The 20,044-nt window shown below is 73.6% G+C and carries 18 protein-coding genes; 5 read left to right on the plus strand and 13 right to left on the minus strand.

The window, feature by feature from the left end; translation table 11 throughout:
- Positions 1-60 precede the first annotated feature (60 nt).
- Entirely contained in the window at positions 61-462 is a 402-nt protein-coding gene (locus ACWDNY_RS06080; protein ID WP_451644508.1) for an ATP-binding protein, read from the plus strand.
- A 79-nt stretch (positions 463-541) separates the two neighbouring features.
- On the opposite strand, the gene ACWDNY_RS06085 is transcribed toward ACWDNY_RS06080, so the two are convergent.
- The 5 genes from ACWDNY_RS06085 to afsQ1 all read right to left on the minus strand — a co-directional run bounded on the left by ACWDNY_RS06085 (position 542) and on the right by afsQ1 (position 4,704).
- On the minus strand, positions 542-742 hold the full coding sequence (locus ACWDNY_RS06085) for a PspC domain-containing protein (protein ID WP_361500747.1): 201 nt from the start codon (positions 740-742) through the stop codon (positions 542-544).
- A gap of 268 nt (positions 743-1,010) precedes the next feature.
- Positions 1,011-1,592, minus strand: coding sequence for a VanZ family protein (locus tag ACWDNY_RS06090; RefSeq protein WP_451644509.1), 582 nt, complete (start codon positions 1,590-1,592; stop codon positions 1,011-1,013).
- A gap of 81 nt (positions 1,593-1,673) precedes the next feature.
- The gene (locus tag ACWDNY_RS06095; RefSeq protein ID WP_451644544.1) at positions 1,674-2,261 is read right to left on the minus strand and encodes a hypothetical protein; all 588 of its coding nucleotides are present in this window, start codon (positions 2,259-2,261) and stop codon (positions 1,674-1,676) included.
- A 137-nt stretch (positions 2,262-2,398) separates the two neighbouring features.
- On the minus strand, positions 2,399-4,030 hold the full coding sequence (locus ACWDNY_RS06100; protein WP_451644510.1) for a sensor histidine kinase: 1,632 nt from the start codon (positions 4,028-4,030) through the stop codon (positions 2,399-2,401).
- The gene (gene afsQ1, locus ACWDNY_RS06105) at positions 4,027-4,704 is read right to left on the minus strand and encodes a two-component system response regulator AfsQ1 (protein WP_451644511.1); all 678 of its coding nucleotides are present in this window, start codon (positions 4,702-4,704) and stop codon (positions 4,027-4,029) included. The genes ACWDNY_RS06100 and afsQ1 overlap by 4 nt, the downstream gene beginning before the upstream one ends.
- A 263-nt stretch (positions 4,705-4,967) precedes the next feature.
- Between afsQ1 and ACWDNY_RS06110 the strand changes: the two genes are divergently transcribed.
- On the plus strand, positions 4,968-5,783 hold the full coding sequence (locus ACWDNY_RS06110) for a SigE family RNA polymerase sigma factor (protein WP_451644512.1): 816 nt from the start codon (positions 4,968-4,970) through the stop codon (positions 5,781-5,783).
- A 226-nt stretch (positions 5,784-6,009) separates the two neighbouring features.
- Here ACWDNY_RS06110 and ACWDNY_RS06115 read toward each other — a convergent pair whose 3' ends face one another.
- The 4 genes from ACWDNY_RS06115 to deoC all read right to left on the minus strand — a co-directional run bounded on the left by ACWDNY_RS06115 (position 6,010) and on the right by deoC (position 10,224).
- Positions 6,010-6,654 carry a uridine kinase family protein gene (locus ACWDNY_RS06115; protein ID WP_451644513.1) on the minus strand — a complete coding sequence of 215 codons (645 nt, stop codon included), beginning with the start codon at positions 6,652-6,654 and terminating at the stop codon, positions 6,010-6,012.
- Between the two features lie 222 nt (positions 6,655-6,876).
- The gene (locus ACWDNY_RS06120; RefSeq protein ID WP_451644514.1) at positions 6,877-7,761 is read right to left on the minus strand and encodes an aldehyde dehydrogenase family protein; all 885 of its coding nucleotides are present in this window, start codon (positions 7,759-7,761) and stop codon (positions 6,877-6,879) included.
- Positions 7,754-9,229: an aldehyde dehydrogenase family protein gene (locus tag ACWDNY_RS06125; protein WP_451644515.1), complete on the minus strand. Its 1,476-nt coding sequence runs from the start codon at positions 9,227-9,229 to the stop codon at positions 7,754-7,756. The genes ACWDNY_RS06120 and ACWDNY_RS06125 overlap by 8 nt, the downstream gene beginning before the upstream one ends.
- Positions 9,230-9,234: 5 nt before the next feature.
- A complete protein-coding gene (deoC, locus tag ACWDNY_RS06130; RefSeq protein ID WP_451644545.1) occupies positions 9,235-10,224 on the minus strand; it encodes a deoxyribose-phosphate aldolase in 990 nt (329 codons plus the stop codon).
- Between the two features lie 182 nt (positions 10,225-10,406).
- Between deoC and ACWDNY_RS06135 the strand changes: the two genes are divergently transcribed.
- Positions 10,407-11,090, plus strand: coding sequence for a PH domain-containing protein (locus ACWDNY_RS06135; protein WP_451644516.1), 684 nt, complete (start codon positions 10,407-10,409; stop codon positions 11,088-11,090).
- 105 nt (positions 11,091-11,195) lie between these two features.
- On the opposite strand, the gene ACWDNY_RS06140 is transcribed toward ACWDNY_RS06135, so the two are convergent.
- From ACWDNY_RS06140 to ACWDNY_RS06150, 3 genes are all read right to left on the minus strand, one after another.
- Positions 11,196-12,842, minus strand: coding sequence for a phospho-sugar mutase (locus ACWDNY_RS06140; protein ID WP_451644517.1), 1,647 nt, complete (start codon positions 12,840-12,842; stop codon positions 11,196-11,198).
- Between the two features lie 618 nt (positions 12,843-13,460).
- A complete protein-coding gene (locus ACWDNY_RS06145; protein WP_451644518.1) occupies positions 13,461-14,285 on the minus strand; it encodes a purine-nucleoside phosphorylase in 825 nt (274 codons plus the stop codon).
- 235 nt (positions 14,286-14,520) lie between these two features.
- Positions 14,521-14,958, minus strand: a complete 438-nt coding sequence (locus ACWDNY_RS06150) for a gamma-glutamylcyclotransferase (RefSeq protein WP_451644519.1) — start codon at positions 14,956-14,958, stop codon at positions 14,521-14,523.
- A gap of 106 nt (positions 14,959-15,064) precedes the next feature.
- Here ACWDNY_RS06150 and ACWDNY_RS06155 point away from each other — a divergent pair, with 106 nt between their 5' ends.
- Positions 15,065-16,513: an NAD(P)H-quinone dehydrogenase gene (locus ACWDNY_RS06155; protein WP_451644520.1), complete on the plus strand. Its 1,449-nt coding sequence runs from the start codon at positions 15,065-15,067 to the stop codon at positions 16,511-16,513.
- A 169-nt stretch (positions 16,514-16,682) separates the two neighbouring features.
- Positions 16,683-17,636 (plus strand): DeoR/GlpR family DNA-binding transcription regulator, encoded by a 954-nt coding sequence (locus ACWDNY_RS06160; protein ID WP_451644521.1) that lies wholly within the window; start codon positions 16,683-16,685, stop codon positions 17,634-17,636.
- 382 nt (positions 17,637-18,018) lie between these two features.
- On the opposite strand, the gene ACWDNY_RS06165 is transcribed toward ACWDNY_RS06160, so the two are convergent.
- Positions 18,019-19,791, minus strand: a complete 1,773-nt coding sequence (locus ACWDNY_RS06165) for an acetyl/propionyl/methylcrotonyl-CoA carboxylase subunit alpha (RefSeq protein WP_451644522.1) — start codon at positions 19,789-19,791, stop codon at positions 18,019-18,021.
- Between the last annotated feature and the right edge of the window lie 253 nt (positions 19,792-20,044).

Genomic DNA, 20,044 nt, shown 5'->3' on the forward strand with positions numbered 1-20,044 from the left:
CGCGGTCCTTACGGTCGAGGACCGCTCAGTTCCCCGTCATCCATGCAAGGACGCATCTCCATGAAGCAGTCTGCCGCCAGGACCCTCGGTGTCGCCGTTCTCGGCGCCGCCTTCGCCGCCACCGCCGCGGGCACCGCGAACGCCGCGCCGGCCCTCCCGGACGCCACCGGAGCGCTGGGCGCCGCGAGCGAGGCGCTCCCCACCGGGAACGTCGCCCAGCTGCCCGGGGCCGACAAGGCGAAGGCCCAGCCCGCGGCGGCCCGCAAGGCGAAGGCCGGGGCCGCCCACAGGGCCGAGGCGAAGACCCAGCCCCAGACCTCCCGCAAGGCGAAGGGCCAGCCCGGGCCCGGGTCGGGTCCCGCCGCGCAGCCCGTCGTGCAGAACCTCCTCGGCCACGGCCCCGCCGCACCGGTCGCCCGGCTGCTCGGCGGTCTGCCGGTGAACGGTCTGCCGCTCGGCTGAGCCGCGCCGCCCAGCACGCGCCCCGGGGCGCACCCCGGTTCTCAGGGGTGCGCCCCGGCGGCGTTCGCGGGCGGGGCGGTCACCAGGCCGTCCGCGCCTTGTCCTCCGAGGGCAGCAGGATCCACAGCGCTATGTAGAGCAGGAACTGCGGTCCGGGCAGCAGGCAGGAGACCAGGAAGATCACCCGCATCGTCGTCGCGGAGGTGCCGAAGCGCCGGGCCAGCGCTGCGCATACTCCGCCGATCATGCGGCCGTTGGTGGGGCGGGCAAGGCTGGACATGGTGGCTCCCTCGGGTGGCTCGTTCGGGGCCGGCCGGGGCGCTTCCGGCCGGTGCCGGGACGGCGATCGCGGCTCGGCCCTTCGGCCTTGGCGCGTCCGTCCCTGACGGCACCGGTGTCGCCCCCTGCGGCTCACACCCGGCCGGCGCGCCGCGGTGGACCTTGAGGGGCCCCGGGTGCCGGCCGGTGTCGACTGGTCGGTTCGTCCGCCCGGCACCCGCGCTGGTCGCCGCCGCCGGTCGGACTGCTTGACTTCTGCACCACTCACGCTACGTGGACGAAGGGGGCAAAGCGTCGCTCCAGGGGGCGATCCCGACCCTGGGAATCGTCGGGGTTCGACCCTGAGCCGACTCCTCCTGCCGCAGGGCGGTCCGCCGCCGCCGCTCGGCCCTGCGGCGGAGCCGGCACCGGGCCGCGGGGACGACCGCCAGATGGGCGAGGGCCACGCCCGCGGTGTTCAGCAGGAGTGCGTCGACGTCCACGACGCGGCCGGGCACCCCGCTCTGCAGCAGGACGACGCCGAGCGAGAGCAGCGCGCCGGCCGCCACCGTCCGCACCAGCGACGCGGCCGGCGACGCGAGGAGTCTGCCGTGCGCCATGGGCAGCAGCACGCCCAGCGGTGCGAACAGGGCGAGCCCTTCGCCGATGCGCCGGGCCGCCTCCGGCAGGCCCAGCGCCAGATCCGCCCGGATGCTGGCGAGGGGCCGCAGGTTCGCGGGCATCACCCAGGGGACGTCCAGGGGCCGCAGCGAGAGCCAGGCGACGAGCGCGAGGTGCGCGAGGAGGAGGACACCGCCTGCCGCACGGATGTGGATCGCGGCGCTGCCGCCGATGGAGCCTTGACGCTGCACGCTCCCCAAGACGCGGCCCACGGCACCGTCGGTTCCCCCGTCCGCGGTGACGCGGCCCCCGCCGCCCGGACGGCCCGTGGATCAGCCGCCGGTCACCGCCGTCGACGGCGGCCTCACACCGCCGGGCCGGGAGCGCACGGCGTCGGTGCACTCGTACCGCAGCGGGGGGCCGCCGGCCGGGTCGCCGAGGACCACCGAACCGTCCCCCTCGGCGGCCGCCGAGTCGGAGAACGTGCACACGATCTGGGCGAGGGCGTACGAGGAGAGGTCGCCGGGCGCCGCGCTCAGCCGCAGGGTGTCCTCGGGGTCGCCGGAGCCCGCGCCGGAGACCGTCATGCCGGCGCGCACGTTCGTGCTGTACCCGGCCGCCCGCTCGCCCGCCGACGGGGCCTGCGCGAGCTGGTCGAGCAGGCCCTGCGCCACGAGCACGCGCCGCCGGGCGTCCGCCGTGCCGTCCGGCACGCGCACGGTCCGGTCGACCGTCACCAGCGAGGAGCCGCACAGCAGGAACACCTGGACCGGGACGCCGCGCGACGCCTGCGCGGGCATGTCCGGGCCGGGCAGCGAGCAGGGCACCCGGGAGGGCGCGGCACCGAAGTCCGTGGGCACCTCCGTGGCCCGGATCCCGCAGCCGGAGAGCACCGCGGCCAGGACGGGGAGCACGAGCAGAAGACGCGCGCGGCCCTTCGGGCGCCCAGGGGATGCCCGGCGGAGCAGGCCGGAGGAGATCGGCGGCACCTCGCCGCCCGCGTCTCGGGCATGATCCACCGGACGTCCCCTGACTGCCGGGTGTCGACCGTCGCCCCTCACCGGGCCTCCCCCTTCGCGCCGTCGGCCGTCCTCCGGCGGGTCTTCCCGCCGCCGTCCTCGCCGCCGGGCCCGGCGGGCCGGGTCCCGTCGGGACGGTCGCCCTCCTCGGTCAGCGCGGACGCGTCCTTCGGCAGCCGCAGGGTGAACACCGCGCCGCCGTCGGCGGAGTTGGCGGCGGTGATGTCGCCGCCGTGGATGTGGGCGTTCTCCATGGCGATGGACAGGCCGAGGCCGCTGCCCTCGGAGCGCGGCCGGGACGCGCTCGCCTTGTAGAACCGGTCGAAGACGTGCGGGAGGACGTCCTCGGGGATACCGGGCCCGTGGTCACGGACCCGGATGACGATCTCGTCGTCGGCCTCACGCACGGAGACCCGCACCGGGGATCCGCCGTGCTTGAGCGCGTTGCCGACCAGGTTCGCCAGGACGACGTCCAGGCGGCGCGGGTCGAGGCGCGCGTGGATGCCGCGCTCGGCGTCCAGCTCCACCGCGTCCAGCCAGGCGCGGGCGTCGATGCAGGCGGTGATCTGGTCGGCGACGTCGACGTCGTCCAGGACCAGGCGGGCGGTGCCCGCGTCGAAGCGGGTGACCTCCATGAGGTTCTCGACCAGGTCGTTCAGCCGCCGGGTCTCGCTGACCACCAGCCGTACGGCGGGCTCGATCATCGGGTCGACGCCGCCGCTCTCGGAGTCCAGCTCCTCCTCCAGCACCTCCGTCACGGCGGTGATCGCGGTCAGCGGTGTGCGCAGCTCGTGGGACATGTCGGCCACGAAGCGGCGGGACGCCTCGTCGCGCGCGGCCATGTCCGCCACCCGCTTCTCCAGCGCCTCGGCCGCGTTGTTGAACGTCCGCGACAGGTCGGCCAGTTCGTCGGTCCCGGACACCCGCAGCCGGGTGTCGAGCCTGCCCTCGCCCAGCCGGCGCGCGGCGACGCCCAGCCGGTGCACCGGCTTCAGGACGGTCGTGGCGGCGGCCTGCGCCAGCAGCGCGGCGCCGATCAGGGCCAGACCGGTGGCGATGCCCAGTGACCAGGCGAGGGAGTTGAGGTCCTTGGCCTCCGGCTCCAGCGACTTGACCATGTAGCCGGTCGGTCCGCCCCCGATCACCTTCGTGCCCGCGACGAGACAGGGGGTGCCGTGCCGGACGACCCGCTGCCAGTACAGGTGGTACGGCGAGGTGTTGCCGGAGGACAGCGGCTGCTTCCTGGCCACGGCGGTGCGCAGGGACGTGGGCACGTCCGCCAGCGAGAAGCCGTTCAGGGCACCGGAGTTGCCGTACACCGTCGTGCCGCTCGCGTCCTGGGCGACCAGCAGCACGCTGAAACGCTGGCTGCTGCCCGCCATCTGGCCGGCGGTGCGCTGGAGCTGGTCCTGCGACGGGTGCACCGGCAGCGAGCCGGCGCGGTTCTGCATCTCCTGCTGGAAGTCGCGCAGCACCGCGTCCTGGGCACGGGTGAGCACGGCCTCCCGGTTGAGCCAGTACGCGATGCCGGACGCCGACACCGCCGCGGTCAGGGCGACGAGCGCGAACACGACGACCAGCCTCAGCCGCAGACTGGTGAACCGCAGCCGCGACAGCGTTCCCCTGCGGCCCGCGGCCCAGCCGCGCGCCCCTCCTCGCCCGTCCGTCACTGAGGAGCGTCCAGGCGGTAGCCGACGCCGCGCACGGTACGGATCAGCGTGGGCGACGACGGCACGTCCTCGACCTTGGCGCGCAGGCGCTGCACACAGGCGTCCACGAGCCGCGAGTCGCCGAGGTAGTCGTGCTCCCACACCAGCCGCAGCAACTGCTGCCGCGACAGCGCCTGCCCGGGCCGCCGGCTCAGCTCCAGCAGCAGCCGCAGCTCGGTCGGGGTCAGCTGCAGGTCCTGGCCGTTCTTGGTCACCGTCATCGCCGCACGGTCGATGACGAGGCTGCCGAAGGCGGCCGAGTCGTTGGCCTCCCGCTCACCGCGGCGCAGCACGGCGCGGATCCGGGCGTCGAGCACCCGCCCCTGCACGGGCTTGACGACGTAGTCGTCCGCGCCGGACTCCAGGCCGACCACCACGTCGATGTCGTCACTGCGCGCGGTCAGCAGGATGATCGGCAGCTGGTCCGTGCGCCGGATGCGCCGGCAGACCTCGAACCCGTCGATGCCGGGCAGCATCACGTCCAGCACGATCAGGTCCGGCCGCTGCTCGCGCAGCAGCTTCAGACCGTCCTCACCGCTGGCAGCGGTCGCCACCCGGTGTCCCTGGCGCGTCAGTGAGAGCTCCAGGGCCGTCCGGATGGCGTCGTCGTCCTCGATCAGCAACAGGGAAGGCACGGGCCTCATTCTGGCCCATCCGGGGCCGGTCTTTCGACACCTGATGCGCTCCCGCGGCCGCACCGCAACCGATCCGTCCCCGGAGTGCGTCCGCGTAGCCGTACCGCTCTTTCCCGTGACCCCGCCGCGCCGCCGCCCCGGTGGACCCCTGTGACAGGTCTGTGACAGTCGGCGGACACGGCCATGAAGTGGCGACGGCAGGCTTTTGGGCACCGGCGAGGGAGACAGGCCGGGCACCGGAAGTCCACGACGGGGGGCGCGAGATGAACACGCTGCACGGCACCAGCACCAGCGCAGTGGTCACGCGTCTGCACGAGGTGACCCGGAGTCCGGAGAAGTCCGGTGCCGCGGGGGGCACCTCCCTGCTCGATCGCAGTCGAGAGCTCGGGGGACCGCGGGGGTGCGCCCGCGGCACCGGGCGTCAGCACACCGCCACAGCACAGCAGGGGCGCCAGCCCCGCATGGCGGTGGTTGACGCGCACACGGGGGAAACACACGGGGGAGCCGCGTACGGGGAGGGCTCGGGGGAGCGTCGCTCCCTGCCGGAGGCCGGGGACGCCGAAGCGGCGTTCACCGCCTACGTGCAGGAGCGCCGCGCCTCCCTGTACGCCACCGCCTACCACCTCACCGGCGACCGCTTCGAGGCCGAGGACCTGCTGCAGAGCGCGCTGTTCTCGACGTACCGGGCGTGGGACCGGATCAGCGACAAGGCGGCCGTCGGAGGCTACCTGCGCCGCACCATGACGAACCTGCACATCAGCGCCTGGCGGCGCCGCAAGGTCAACGAGTACCCGACCGAGGAACTGCCGGAGACGGCAGGCGACATGGACGCGATGCGCGGCACCGAACTGCGCGCGGTCCTGTGGCAGGCGCTCACCCGGCTGCCCGAACTCCAGCGCACCATGCTGGTCCTGCGCTACTACGAGGGCCGCACGGACCCGGAGATCGCGGAGATCCTCGGCATCAGCGTCGGCACGGTCAAGTCCAGCATCTGGCGCTCGCTGCGCCGGCTGCGCGACGACGAGGTCCTGAGCTTCGGCCGTGACCAGGAGGAGTCCTTCGGCGAACTGGTCGCCTGAAGGCCGGGGGGAACGGGGGAGCGGCAACCGCGGGGGATCCCACGGGGGACACGGGGGAGCGGTTCCGGGGGGACAACGGGGACACGGGGGAGCGCCGCCCACGGGGGAGCGGGGGGAGCCGGTGAGCGGGGCCGGGGGGCCGGGGGTCCCTCCGGTCCCGCTCACCCATGTGCGCGTCCGGGCCGGCACCGCCGCGACGGCCCGATGAACTCGCCGTCCCGGCCGGTCACTTGACGGTGGCGGTGCTCTGCGCCGCGGTGGCCGGGCGCACCGCCGCGGCCGCCAGACGGGCCAGGGCCTCGTCGAGGTCGCAGGGGTGGGAGCCCAGCGCGACCTGGCGCGACACGATCGACCGTTCGGCGCGCATCAGGCGCCAGCCGCGGCGCAGCAGGAACGGCACCGACTTGCGGCCCTCCCGCAGATCACGCAGGAAACGCCGGCGGAACGTGGTGACGGGCCCGCGCGACAGGCACAGCGCGTCGGCCAGCAGCCCCCGCTCCCGGCACAGTTCGACGATCTCGGCGGCGAAGACGCCCTCCGCCACGAACAGCGGCGCGCCGCCGATGTGCAGCGTGTCCTCACCGGTGCGGGCGCTCAGCGAGATGTCGTACACCGGCACGGTGGTGGTGCCCGTCTCGCACAGCCGCGCGATGGCCTCCACTGCGACGTCCGCGTCCCACGACAGCGGATGGTCCCAGTCGATGTCCGAACTCCCCGCCACCAGCGGCAGCGTCGGGTCGTCGCCCTCCTTGTAGAAGTCGTCCAGGCGCAGTACGGGCAGACCGGACCGGGCGGCGACGAGGGACTTGCCGGAGCCCGAGGGGCCGCTGAGCAGCACGACGCGGGCACGTGACGGGGGAAGAAGGCTCACGGAACACCAGTTTGACGCATGGTGGCCCTCCTGCCGACCCCGCGGGTCGGGTTCGGGCCGTGGGTTACGTCTCAGCGTCGCGGTGGCGGTCCGGGTGGCCCGGGCGCTGGGCGGCGACGCGGACACCCCGGCCCGCCGACGCCCGCCCGTCAGCACGCGCAGCCGCGTCTCCCCTCCGGGTGGAGGGGAGACGCGGCTGCCGGCACCACAGGGTGCCGCGGCTCAGTAGGAGGAGCCCGACGCGCCCAGCGAACCCGTGGGGTGCCAGACCGTCTTGGTCTCCAGGAAGGCCGTCAGGCGCTCGGTGCCCGGAGTCGCGAAGTAGTCCACAGCCTGTGGACGCAGCACGCGCTTCAGGTTGTCCGCCGCCGCGATCTCCAGCTCCTTCGCCAGGGCCTCGTCGGCGCCCGCGAGGTCGATCGCGTTGACGTCCTGGTGCGCGGCGAGCGGTGCCGCGATCTCCGCCGCGCGGCCGGAGAGGACGTTGACCACGCCGCCCGGGACGTCGGAGGTGGCCAGCCCCTCGGACAGGGACAGGGCCGGCAGCGGGGACTTCTCGCTCGCCACGACGACCGCCGTGTTGCCGGTCGCGATCACCGGGGCGACGACGGACACCAGACCGAGGAACGACGACTCCTGCGGCGCCAGGACGGCCACCACACCGGTCGGCTCGGGGGAGGACAGGTTGAAGAACGGGCCCGCCACCGGGTTCCCGCCGCCCACCACCTGAGCGATCTTGTCGGTCCAGCCCGCGTACCAGACCCAGCGGTCGACGGCCGCGTCCACGACCGCCGCCGCCTTCGCCCGCGACAGGCCCTCGGCGTCGGCCACCTCGCGCGCGAACTGCTCCCGGCGGCCCTCCAGCATCTCCGCGACCCGGTACAGGACCTGGCCGCGGTTGTACGCCGTCGCCCCGGACCAGGCGCCGAACGCCTTGCGTGCGGCGACCACCGCGTCACGGGCGTCCTTGCGGGAGGACAGGGGCACGTTGGCCAGCCAGTTGCCCTTGGAGTCGCTCACCTCGTACACCCGGCCGCTCTCGGAACGCGGGAACTTCCCGCCGACGTACAGCTTGTAGGTCTTGAACACACTGAGTCGCTCAGACATCGAGGTACGCCTCCAGGCCGTGGCGGCCGCCCTCGCGGCCGAAGCCCGACTCCTTGTAGCCGCCGAACGGCGAGGTGGGGTCGAACTTGTTGAACGTGTTGGACCAGACGACACCGGCGCGCAGCCTGTTCGCGACGGCCAGGATGCGGGAGCCCTTCTCCGTCCAGACGCCGGCGGACAGCCCGTACGGCGTGTTGTTGGCCTTGGCGACGGCCTCGTCCGGGGTGCGGAAGGTGAGCACGGACAGCACCGGGCCGAAGATCTCCTCGCGGGCGACGGTGTGCGCCTGGGTGACGTTCGTGAAGAGCGTCGGGGCGAACCAGTAGCCGGACGACGGCAGTTCGCAGGCCGGGGACCAGCGCTCGGCGCCCTCCGCCTCGCCCCGGTCGGCGAGCGCGGTGATCCGGGCGAGCTGCTCGGCGGAGTTGATCGCGCCGATGTCGGTGTTCTTGTCGAGCGGGTCGCCCAGGCGCAGGGTGGCCAGGCGCCGCTTGAGGCTGTCCAGCAGCTCGTCGTGGATCGACTCCTGGACCAGCAGCCGGGAGCCGGCGCAGCAGACCTGCCCCTGGTTGAAGAAGATGCCCGTGACGATGCCCTCGACGGCCTGGTCGATCGGGGCGTCGTCGAAGACGATGTTGGCGCCCTTGCCGCCGAGTTCCAGGGTGAGCTTCTTCGACGTACCGGCGACCGTGCGCGCGATCTGCTTGCCGACGGCCGTGGAGCCGGTGAAGGCGACCTTGTTCACGTCCGGGTGCGCGACGAGCGCGGCGCCCGCGTCGCCGTAGCCGGGGAGGATGTTGACGACGCCCTTGGGCAGCCCCGCCTGGCGGCAGACGTCCGCGAAGAACAGGGCGGACAGCGGGGTCGTCTCGGCGGGCTTGAGGACGACCGTGTTGCCGGTCGCCAGTGCCGGGGCGATCTTCCACGCGAGCATCAGCAGGGGGAAGTTCCAGGGGATGACCTGGCCGGCGACGCCCAGCGGCCTGGGGTCGGCGCCGAAGCCGGCGTGGCCGAGCTTGTCCGCCCAGCCCGCGTAGTAGAAGAAGTGCGCCGCGACCAGGGGCAGGTCGGCGTCGCGGGTCTCCCTGATCGGCTTGCCGTTGTCCAGCGTCTCCAGGACCGCCAGCTCGCGGCTGCGCTCCTGGATGATGCGGGCGATGCGGAACAGGTACTTGGCGCGCTCGGAGCCGGGCAGCGCCGACCACGTCCCGAACGCCCTGCGCGCGGCCTGCACCGCGCGGTCCACGTCCGCCTCACCGGCCTGCGCGACCTCGGAGAGGACCTCCTCGGTGGACGGGCTGACCGTCTTGAAGACCTTGCCGTCGGCCGCGTCGGCGAACTCGCCGTCGATGAACAGGCCGTAGGACGGCGCGATGTCGACGATCGCGCGCGACTCGGGGGCCGGGGCGTACTCGAAGGCGGACGACCGCTTGCCCACGGTCTTCTCCGTCGTGTTGTCCGTGGTCATGGTGATCAGTCCACCGTCACGTAGTCGGGGCCGGAGTAGCGGCCGGTGGCCAGCTTCTGGCGCTGCATCAGCAGGTCGTTCAGGAGCGAGGAGGCGCCGAAGCGGAACCAGTGGTTGTCCAGCCAGTCCTCGCCCGCGGTCTCGTTGACCAGGACCAGGAACTTGATGGCGTCCTTGCTGGTGCGGATGCCGCCGGCCGGCTTCACGCCGACCTGCACGCCGGTCTGCGCGCGGAAGTCGCGGACGGCCTCCAGCATCAGCAGCGTGTTGGCCGGGGTCGCGTTGACGGCGACCTTCCCGGTCGAGGTCTTGATGAAGTCGGCGCCCGCCAGCATGCCGAGCCAGCTCGCCCGGCGGATGTTGTCGTACGTCGACAGCTCGCCGGTCTCGAAGATGACCTTCAGACGGGCGGACGTGCCGCAGGCCTCCTTCACGGCGACGATCTCGTCGTACACCTTCAGGTACCTGCCCGCCAGGAACGCCCCGCGGTCGATGACCATGTCGATCTCGTCGGCGCCCGCCGCGACGGCCTCCCGCACGTCGGCCAGCTTCACGGAGAGCGGGGCGCGGCCGGCCGGGAAGGCGGTGGCGACGGAGGCGACCTTCACGTCCGAGCCCGCGACGGCCTCCTTGGCGACGGCCACCATGTCGGGGTAGACGCAGACCGCGGCCGTGGCGGGGGTGGCGCGGTCCGTCGGGTCGGGGTGGACCGCCTTGGCGCCGAGCGCCCGGACCTTGCCCGGGGTGTCCGCGCCTTCCAGCGTCGTCAGGTCGACCATCGAGATGGCGAGGTCGATGGCGTACGCCTTCGCGGTGGTCTTGATGGAGCGGGTGCCGAGTGAGGCGGCGCGCGCCTCCAGGCCGACCGCGTCGACGCCGGGCAGCCCGTGCAGGAAGCGGCGCAGCGAACCGTCGGACGCGGTGACGTCGGCGAGGGTGTGGCGGGGGATGCCACCCACGCCTTCGGCAGCGGAAGAGGGTGCAGTGGTGGGCATGGTCACCAGCCGAGCATATCTACGCGCGTAGCGGATGTACACCCCCCGAACCTGGGCGAACGGCCCGGCGGCGGGCGCCGCAGGGGGCCGTCGCCGGCACTGTGCACGGGCCCGGCGGAGTGCTCCCGGTGCCTCGCCACCGCGTGCGGCGGCCGGCCGGGGCGTCGGGCAGAATCGGGGCCATGACGACCCCAGAGCCCCAGTCCCCGGCGCCGCAGCCGCCTGGTCCCGCGTACCGGGACCAGGTCCACCGGTCCTCCGCAGGCGTCGCGGGAGGTGTCCTGATGCTCGCCCTCGTGCTCTGGCTCGGCCTGGACGCGATCGTCAAAGGTGGCGGCCGCGTCCCGTGGCTGGCACTCGCCGTGATGATCCTCGTCGTGCCGCTGGTGGTCGCCTTCACGCTGCGGCCCGCCGTGTACGCCAACGAGGACCGGCTGCGCATCCGCAACCCCTTCCGCGTCATCGTGCTGCCCTGGGGGCAGGTCGCCGTCCTGCGGTCCGGGTACTCCAACGAGGCCCTCACCAAGTCCGGCGCCAAGTACCAGCTGTGGGCCGTGCCCGTCTCCCTGCGGGGACGCAAGAAGGCGGCGCGCAGCGAGGCGCGGGCGGCGGCCGCGGACCGCGACCCCGGGCGCGGCGCCGTCCTCGGCGGCCGCGGCGCAGGCCGTCCGGGCGGCCCCGCCGGCCAGAACGGGCCCTACCGCGCCGCGCCCGACAAGATCATGGACGACCTGCGGGAGCTCGCCGAGGCCCGCGAGACCGCCGAGTCGGCGCAGGGCGAGGTGACGGTGCGCTGGGCCTACGAGATCCTGGGGCCGGCGCTGGCCGGGGCGGTGGTCCTGGTGATCCTGCTCGCGGTGGGGTGACCGGCGGAGGCGGGTGACCGCGGTGGCGGTGGGAGGGGGCGGCCGCTCCGTCGCGGGGCCGGCGGGGTCCGGCCCACGCGGACCGGACGCCCGCCGTCCCGCGGTTCAGATGCCCGCCGCCGCGGAGAGGTCCCGCTTGATCGCGGCCAGCAGGCCGCCGGCCTTCGTCCGGGCCGCCGGGAGGTCGGCGTGCGTGCCGACCGGGACGACCACCTCCAGGTAGCACTTCAGCTTCGGCTCCGTACCGCTGGGGCGGACGACGACCCGGGCGCCGTCGAGCGTGTACCGCAGGCCGTCCGTCGGCGGCAGCCGGTCCGTGCCCCGCGTGAGGTCCTCGGAGCGGGTCACGGGCAGACCCGCCAGCTCGGTCGGGGGCTGCTCGCGCAGACGTCCCATCGCGTCGGCGATCAGCGTCAGGTCCCGCACGCGGACCGAGAGCTGGTCGGTGGCGTGGAGGCCGTGCTCGACGGCGAGGTCGTCGAGGAGGCCGAGCAGGGTCCGGCCCTCCTCCTTCAGCTGCGAGGCGAGCTCGGTGACGAGGAGGGCGGCGGTGATGCCGTCCTTGTCCCGGACGCCGTCGGGGTCGACGCAGTAGCCGAGGGCCTCCTCGTAGCCGTAGCGCAGGCCCTCGACGCGGGCGATCCACTTGAAGCCGGTCAGCGTCTCCTCGTAGGGCAGGCCCGCCTTCGCGGCGATCCGGCCGAGGAGGGAGGAGGAGACGATCGACTCCGCGAGGGTGCCGGTCACGCCGCGCCGCATGAGGTGGGCCGCGAGCAGGGCGCCCACCTCGTCGCCGCGGAGCATGCGCCAGTCGGCGCCGTCCCTGACGGCCACCGCGCAGCGGTCGGCGTCCGGGTCGTTGGCGACGATCAGGTCGGGGTGCGTCTCCCGGGCCTTCGCGAACGCCAGGTCCATGGCGCCCGGCTCCTCCGGGTTGGGGAAGGCGACGGTCGGGAAGTCCGGGTCGGGCTCGGCCTGCTCGGTGACGAGGACGGGCTCCGGGAAGCCGGCGCGGGCGAACGCGGCGAGGACGACGTCCTTGCCCACGCCGTGCATGGCCGTGTAGACGGTGCGGGCGGTGCGCGGGGAGCCGGCGGAGAGGACGGCGTCCGTGCGGGCGAGGTAGGCGTCGAGGACGCCGTCGTCGAGAGTCTCCCAGCCGGTGTCCGGGCGGGAGACCTCGTGCAGGCTGCCGATCGCGTCGATCTCGGCGGCGATCTCCGCGTCGGCGGGCGGCACGATCTGCGAGCCGTCGCCGAGGTAGACCTTGTAGCCGTTGTCGCGGGGCGGGTTGTGGCTGGCGGTGACCTCCACGCCGGCGACCGCGCCGAGGTGCCGGATGGCGAAGGCGAGGACGGGGGTGGGAAGGGGGCGGGGGAGGACGGCGGCACGCAGTCCCGCGCCGGTCATGACGGCGGCGGTGTCGCGGGCGAAGTCGGCGGACTTGTGCCGGGCGTCGTAGCCGATGACGACGAGGCCGTCGCTTCCGTCACCCCGGGCGAGCCCCTGCTTCTTCAGGTACGCGGCGAGACCGGCGGCGGCGCGGATGACGACGGCGCGGTTCATGCGCATCGGGCCGGCGCCGAGTTCGCCCCGGAGACCGGCGGTGCCGAACTGGAGGGTGCCGCCGAAGCGGGCGGCGAGCTCGTCGACGTCTCCGGCGTCGACGATCCGGGCGAGTTCGTCGCGCGTGTCCGCGTCGGGGTCCTCGGCCAGCCAGGTCCTGGCTCGGGCGATGAGGTCGTCGTGCACGTTTGCGTCAGCCTCTCGTGTCGGTCGTGCCTCCGGCCGGGGACCGGAGGCCGTGCGGGTGGTCCGGGTGGTCCGGGTGACCGCCGGGCCGCCGTGCCCGGCGGACGTGCCGGGGCGGGGGTGCGATGCCCGCGGTCGTGGGTGGGGGCCGGTGCGGGCCGGTCAGGTGGAACGTTCCCCGTGAGCCGCCGGCCCCTCCCGGCGGGGGCGGTCCCGCCGCGGGCCGTGGAGCCACCGGGCCGGGCGGCGGGCGTGGAGCTCGCGGGCCTTGGAGGTGCCACCGGGCGGGGGAGGGGCGGAACGGACCCCGGGTAGTGCCGGGCCCGTGCGGCCCCCTCCACCGCACCGGCCCGGCAACTCCCCGGGGGCTTGTCCTCCCCGTTCTGGCAGAGCTGGGTGTGAGGCGTGTCCGTCCCGGTCCGGGCATGCTCCGTGCGGGGCGTGTCCTCCCCGTCCCAGCGGCTGGGTGCGGGGCGTGTCCGTCCCGGTGCCGGCCGCGCGGCACGGGGCGTTCCCGCTCCGGTGCCGGCCGCCTCACGCCTGAGCCGGGACGCGCGGCGCACTCCCCCACCCGCGTCCCGCGCCGCATGGCAGGGCGTCAGCGGCGCAGGCCCCCGGTCACAGGCGGTCCAGCACCTGCGCCAGCAGGGATCCCATCCGGGTGGCGCTGTCGCGGCCCGCCTGCAGGACCTCCTCGTGGTTCAGCGGCTCCCCCGTCATGCCCGCCGCCAGGTTCGTCACCAGGGAGATGCCCAGCACCTCGGCCCCGGCCTCGCGCGCGGCGATGGCCTCCAGGACCGTGGACATGCCCACCAGGTCCGCCCCGATCACGCGGGCCATGCGGATCTCGGCCGGCGTCTCGTAGTGCGGGCCGGGGAACTGCGCGTAGACGCCCTCCTCCAGCGAGGGGTCGACCTCCTTGCACAGGGCGCGCAGCCGCGGCGAGTACAGGTCGGTGAGGTCCACGAAGTTCGCGCCCACGATCGGCGAGGTCGCCGTGAGGTTGATGTGGTCGCTGATCAGGACGGGCTGGCCGGGCCGCATGCCGGCGCGCAGGCCGCCGCAGCCGTTGGTCAGGACGACGGTCTTGCAGCCCGAGGCGACGGCGGTGCGGACGCCGTGGGCGACGGCGGCGACCCCGCGGCCCTCGTAGTAGTGCGTGCGGCCGAGGAAGACCAGCGCGCGCTTGTCGCCGATGGCGTATGAGCGGATCTTGCCGCCGTGTCCCTCCACCGCCGGCGGCGGGAACCCGGGCAGATCGGTGACCAGGAGCTCCGCCTCGGGCTCGCCGAGGGCGTCCACGGCCGGCGCCCAGCCGGAGCCCATCACGAGGGCGACGTCGTGGGTCTCGGTGCCCGTCAGTTCGCGCAGGCGCGCGGCGGCTGCGTCGGCGGCGGCGTACGGGTCGCCCTGGCGGTCGTCCGGAAGAAGAGATGCGTTCACGCGCATGAGGGTAGCCGGTCTACGCCTACGCGCGTAGATGTCTGAGGTCACGGGATGGCGATCGTTGTCTTGTCGTTTCCGGCGAGGAGCGGCGCCCGGGCGTCGGCAGGGGTGACGCGGGCCCCTCCTGCCGAGGGGCGCGGCTCTCGGGGGAGCGGTGCGCGGCCCCCGGTGGGGCGGGACGCGAACGCCGGCAGGAGTGGTGCGCGGGCCTCGGAGGGCCGGCATCCGGCCCTCAGCAGGGGCGCTTGCGCAGCTCCATGACGTAGTCGTACGGAGCGCCCGCCGACTCCGCCGCGTCGGCGATCTCACCCAGATAGCGGGCCGACGGCAGGCCGCCCTCGTAGGCGTTGAGCACGTACACCCAGGCCGACTCCTCGCCGTCCAGCGTGTGGACGCGGACCCGCATGCGCCGGTATATGTCGAGGCCGACGCCTTCCCAGCGGTCCATGGACTCCTCGTCCATGGGGGCGATCTCGTACAGCGCGACGAAGACCTGGGACAGCGGGTCCTCGACGATCGTCGCCAGCGCGCCCTCCCAGCCCATGTGCTCGCCGCCGAACGTCAGCCGCCAGCCGTTCAGCCACCCCGTGGCGCGCAGCGGCGAGTGCGGGGCGCGGCGGGTCATCAGCCGGGCGTCGAGATTGCCGGCGTACGCGGCGTAGAGCGACATGGGTCGAGACTACGGCAGGGGGCACCCGCGGCTCGTCCGTCTCGCGGGTAACAGAACGCACCCGTGTTCGGCCCCCCGGCAATAGCACGGCGGCCGGTGCGGGACAATGGGGTACGTGACTCGGATCGTGATCATAGGTGGCGGACCCGGCGGATACGAAGCGGCCCTGGTGGCCGCGCAGCTCGGCGCGGAGGTGACCGTGGTCGACTGCGACGGCCTGGGCGGGGCGTCGGTGCTGACCGACTGCGTGCCGTCCAAGACCCTCATCGCGACCGCCGAGGTGATGACCACCTTCGACTCGTCGTACGAGGAACTGGGCATCATCGTCGCGGACGACACGCCGCCGATGGAGCAGGCCGCCCGGGTGGTGGGCGTGGACCTCGGCAAGGTCAACCGCCGGGTGAAGCGGCTGGCGCTCGCCCAGTCGCACGACATCACCGCGTCCGTCACGCGCGCCGGCGCGCGGGTCATGCGCGGCCGCGGCCGGCTGGAGGGCATGCAGGCCCTCGACGGCTCGCGCAAGGTCGTCGTCACCGCCGCCGATGGCACCGAGGAGACGCTCACGGCGGACGCCGTGCTCGTCGCGACCGGCGGTCACCCGCGTGAGCTGCCCGACGCCCAGCCGGACGGCGAGCGCATCCTGAACTGGACGCAGGTCTACGACCTCGACGAGCTGCCCGAGGAGCTCATCGTGGTCGGCTCGGGCGTGACCGGTGCCGAGTTCGCCGGCGCCTACCAGGCGCTCGGGTGCAAGGTCACGCTGGTGTCCTCGCGCGACCGCGTGCTGCCGGGCGAGGACCCCGACGCGGCGGCCGTGCTGGAGGACGTCTTCCGCCGCCGCGGCATGAACGTCATGGCACGCTCCCGCGCCCAGTCCGCCAAGCGGGTCGGCGACCGGGTCGAGGTGACGCTGGCCGACGGCCGTGTCATCACCGGTTCGCACTGCCTGATGGCCGTCGGCGCCATCCCGAACAGCGCGGGGCTGGGACTGGAGGAGGCCGGCGTCAAGCTGCGCGAGTCCGGTCACATCTGGACCGACAAGGTGTCCAGGACCACCGCTCCGGGCGTGTACGCGGCCGGTGACGTGACCGGCGTCTTCGCGCTGGCGTCCGTGGCCGCCATGCAGGGGCGCATCGCCATGTACCACTTCCTCGGTGACACGGTGGCCCCGCTGAACCTGAAGACGGTCTCCTCGAACGTCTTCACCGACCCGGAGATCGCCACCGTCGGCTACACCCAGGCCGACGTGGACGGCGGCAAGATCGACGCCCGCTGCGTCAAGCTGCCCCTGCTGCGCAACCCGCGCGCCAAGATGCAGGGCATCCGCGACGGCTTCGTCAAGATCTTCTGCCGTCCGGGCACGGGGATCGTGGTCGGCGGTGTCGTGGTCGCGCCGCGCGCCTCGGAACTCATCCACCCCATCTCGATCGCCGTCGACAACAATCTGACGGTCGAACAGATCGCGAAGGCGTTCACCGTGTACCCGTCGCTGTCGGGCTCGATCGCCGAGGTGGCACGGCAGCTCCACACCCGCAAGGCGGACGCCGAGGCCTGACGCGCGGGGCCGGTTTTCCGCAGGTCGGCGGCGGGTCGCCGGCCTGGCGCACCGCCATGGGCTGCGTGGCCGGGGCTCTATACCACTTCGTGCCCTGGTACGCGAACAACTTCGGTTATTCGGCGCAAAGTGCTGAAAGCAGACGGTCGGCGGGGTTACTGTCAGTTTCGTGTTCGCTGCTGAACGTCGCCAACTGATCCTCGAAATGGTGCGAGCGAACGGTGCCGTGTCGCTCCGTGAACTCGCCCGCGTCGTCCAGACCTCCGAAGTGACCGTACGGCGGGACGTCCGGGCACTGGAGGCGGAAGGACTCCTCGACCGCCGCCACGGCGGTGCCGTACTGCCGGGCGGGTTCACCCGCGAGTCCGGCTTCCCGCAGAAGTCGCACCTCGCGACCGCGGAGAAGACGGCCATCGCCGACCTCGCCGCGGGCCTCGTCGACGAGGGCGAGGCGATCGTCGTCGGGGCGGGGACGACCACCCAGGAGCTGGCGCGCCGGCTCGCCCGGGTGCCCGGCCTGACCGTCGTCACCAACTCGCTCCTGGTCGCCCAGGCGCTGGCCCACGCCAACCGCGTGGAGGTGGTGATGACCGGCGGCACGCTGCGCGGCTCCAACTACGCCCTCGTCGGCTCCGGTGCCGAACAGTCGCTGCACGGGCTGAGGGTCTCCCGGGCCTTCCTGTCCGGCAGCGGTCTGACCGCCGAGCGCGGGCTGTCCACGTCCAACATGCTGTCCGCGTCGGTCGACCGGGCCCTCGTGCAGGCGGCCGCGGAGGTGGTGGTCCTCGCCGACCACACCAAGCTCGGCACCGACACGATGTTCCAGACGGTGCCGACCGAGCTGATCACCCGGCTGGTGACGGACGAGCCGCCCGTGCACGACGACCGCGCGGCCACCGAGCTCCAGGCCCTCGCCGACCAGGGCGTGCAGATCGCCGTCGCCGGCGCCTCCGGCAGCCCGGGGGGTGACCAGGCCCCGCCGCGCGACCGCCGCCGCGACGTGCCCCTGCCCGGCCCACGCCGCGGCCAGGTCCCCGGCGGGAACCTCCGCTCGGCCACCGCCCTGGGCGACCAGTCACCGGCGACGGAGCGTGCCCGGGTGGCGGATCTGCGCAGGCGCTGACGGCGAGCTGAGGGCGCCCGCACCGTCGCCGGGCGCCACGCGGCCCCCGCGGACCGGTGTCGGCCCCGGCGGACCGGTGACGGCCCCACGCCCCGCCGGGAACGTCTCCGAGGGTGTCGACGCGTCCGCCGCGGCGGCACACGGCCGGCCGGACGAGGGGAGCCCGGCGGCGCCGGTCCCGAGTGGCCCGGCGAAAACGGGTGACGCCCTTACGCCTGGCCGGGAAGGCCCCTGAGGACACTGCGCGCGCCCGCTGCGGACCCGGAACGAGGGGACCCTGCGCACCGCGCACGCCCGCTGGGGACCGCGGAAGCGGGAGGAGCCCGGGCCGGCCGCTGACAGCGTCCGGTCCGGGCTCCTCACACGTGGGCGTGTCGCCGGGTCAGTCCTTGATCTCGCAGATCGCCGCGCCCGAGGTGACGGAGGCGCCGATGTCGGCGCTCAGGCCCTTGATGGTGCCCGACTTGTGGGCGTTGAGGGGCTGCTCCATCTTCATGGCCTCGAGGACCACGATCAGGTCGCCCTCGTTGACCTCCTGGCCCTCCTCGACGGCCACCTTGACGATGGTGCCCTGCATCGGGGAGGCGAGGGTGTCGCCGGAGGCGACGGGGCCGGACTTCTTCGCCGCGCGGCGCTTGGGCTTGGCGCCGGCCGCCAGGCCGGTCCGGGCCAGGGACATCCCCAGCGACGCGGGCAGGGAGACCTCCAGGCGCTTGCCGCCGACCTCGACGACGACCGTCTCGCGGTTCGCCTCCTCGTCCGCCTCCGTCTCGGCCGGGGCGGCGAAGGGCTTGATGTCGTTCACGAACTCGGTCTCGATCCACCGGGTGTGGACCGTGAACGGCTCGTCGGAGCCGGTGAGCTCCGGCGCGAACGCGGGGTCCCGGACGACCTTCCGGTGGAACGGGATGGCGGTGGCCATGCCCTCGACCTGGAACTCCTCCAGAGCGCGTGAGGCGCGCTCCAGGGCCTCCCGGCGGGTGCGGCCGGTGACGATCAGCTTGGCGAGCAGCGAGTCCCACGCCGGGCCGATGACGCTGCCCGACTCCACGCCGGCGTCCAGGCGCACACCGGGGCCGGACGGCGGGTCGAAGGTGGTGACGGTGCCCGGGGCGGGGAGGAAGTTGCGGCCCGGGTCCTCGCCGTTGATGCGGAACTCGAAGGAGTGGCCGCGCAGCACCGGGTCGTCGTAGCCGAGCTCCTCGCCGTCGGCGATGCGGAACATCTCCCGCACGAGGTCGATGCCGGCGACCTCCTCGGTGACCGGGTGCTCGACCTGGAGACGGGTGTTCACCTCCAGGAAGGAGATCGTGCCGTCCGTGCCGACGAGGAACTCCACCGTGCCGGCGCCGACGTAGCCGGCCTCCTTCAGGATGGCCTTCGACGCCCGGTACAGCTCCGCGAGCTGCTCCTCGGACAGGAACGGCGCCGGAGCCTCCTCCACCAGCTTCTGGTGGCGGCGCTGCAGGGAGCAGTCACGGGTCGACACGACGACGACGTTGCCGTACTGATCGGCGAGGCACTGGGTCTCGACGTGCCGCGGCTTGTCGAGGTAGCGCTCGACGAAGCACTCGCCGCGGCCGAAGGCGGCCACCGCCTCGCGCACGGCGGAGTCGTAGAGCTCGGGCACCTCTTCGAGGGTGCGGGCGACCTTCAGGCCGCGGCCGCCGCCGCCGAAGGCGGCCTTGATGGCGATCGGCAGGCCGTTCTGCTCGGCGAAGGCGACGACCTCGTCGGCGCCGGACACCGGGTCGGGGGTGCCGGCGACCAGCGGCGCGCCGGCGCGCTGGGCGATGTGGCGGGCGGCGACCTTGTCGCCGAGGTCGCGGATGGCCTGCGGCGGCGGACCGATCCAGATCAGGCCGGCATCCAGGACCGCCTGGGCGAACTCGGCGTTCTCCGAAAGGAAGCCGTAGCCCGGGTGGATCGCGTCCGCGCCCGACTCCTTGGCGGCCTTCAGCACCTTCTCGATGTCGAGATAGCTGGTGGCCGGGGTGTCACCGCCCAGGGCGAACGCCTCATCCGCGGCGCGGACATGCAGAGCGTCCCGGTCCGGGTCGGCGTAGACGGCCACGCTCGCGATCCCGGCGTCCCGGCAGGCCCGGGCCACGCGGACAGCGATTTCGCCACGGTTGGCGATGAGCACCTTGCGCACGATTGAGGCTCCCTCCTTGAAACAAGCCGAGTTTAGGGACTGCCGACACGGCACTTCGACCCGTCCCCAATGGTGAGCTTGCCCACACGGAGCGTGATTCGAGGCTCGCTCGACCCGCGAAATCCCTTGTCGTACCGCGTACGCAGGACCTCTTCCCGGAAACCCTAGCTTCCACGTGTGGCCAAGGTCTCTGTGAGGGCGTGCTGCGGCCCACTTCGTTTCTTTGTGGAGTCCCTACGAATGGCCCAACGAT

Source organism: Streptomyces sp. NPDC003697 (assembly GCF_053587115.1).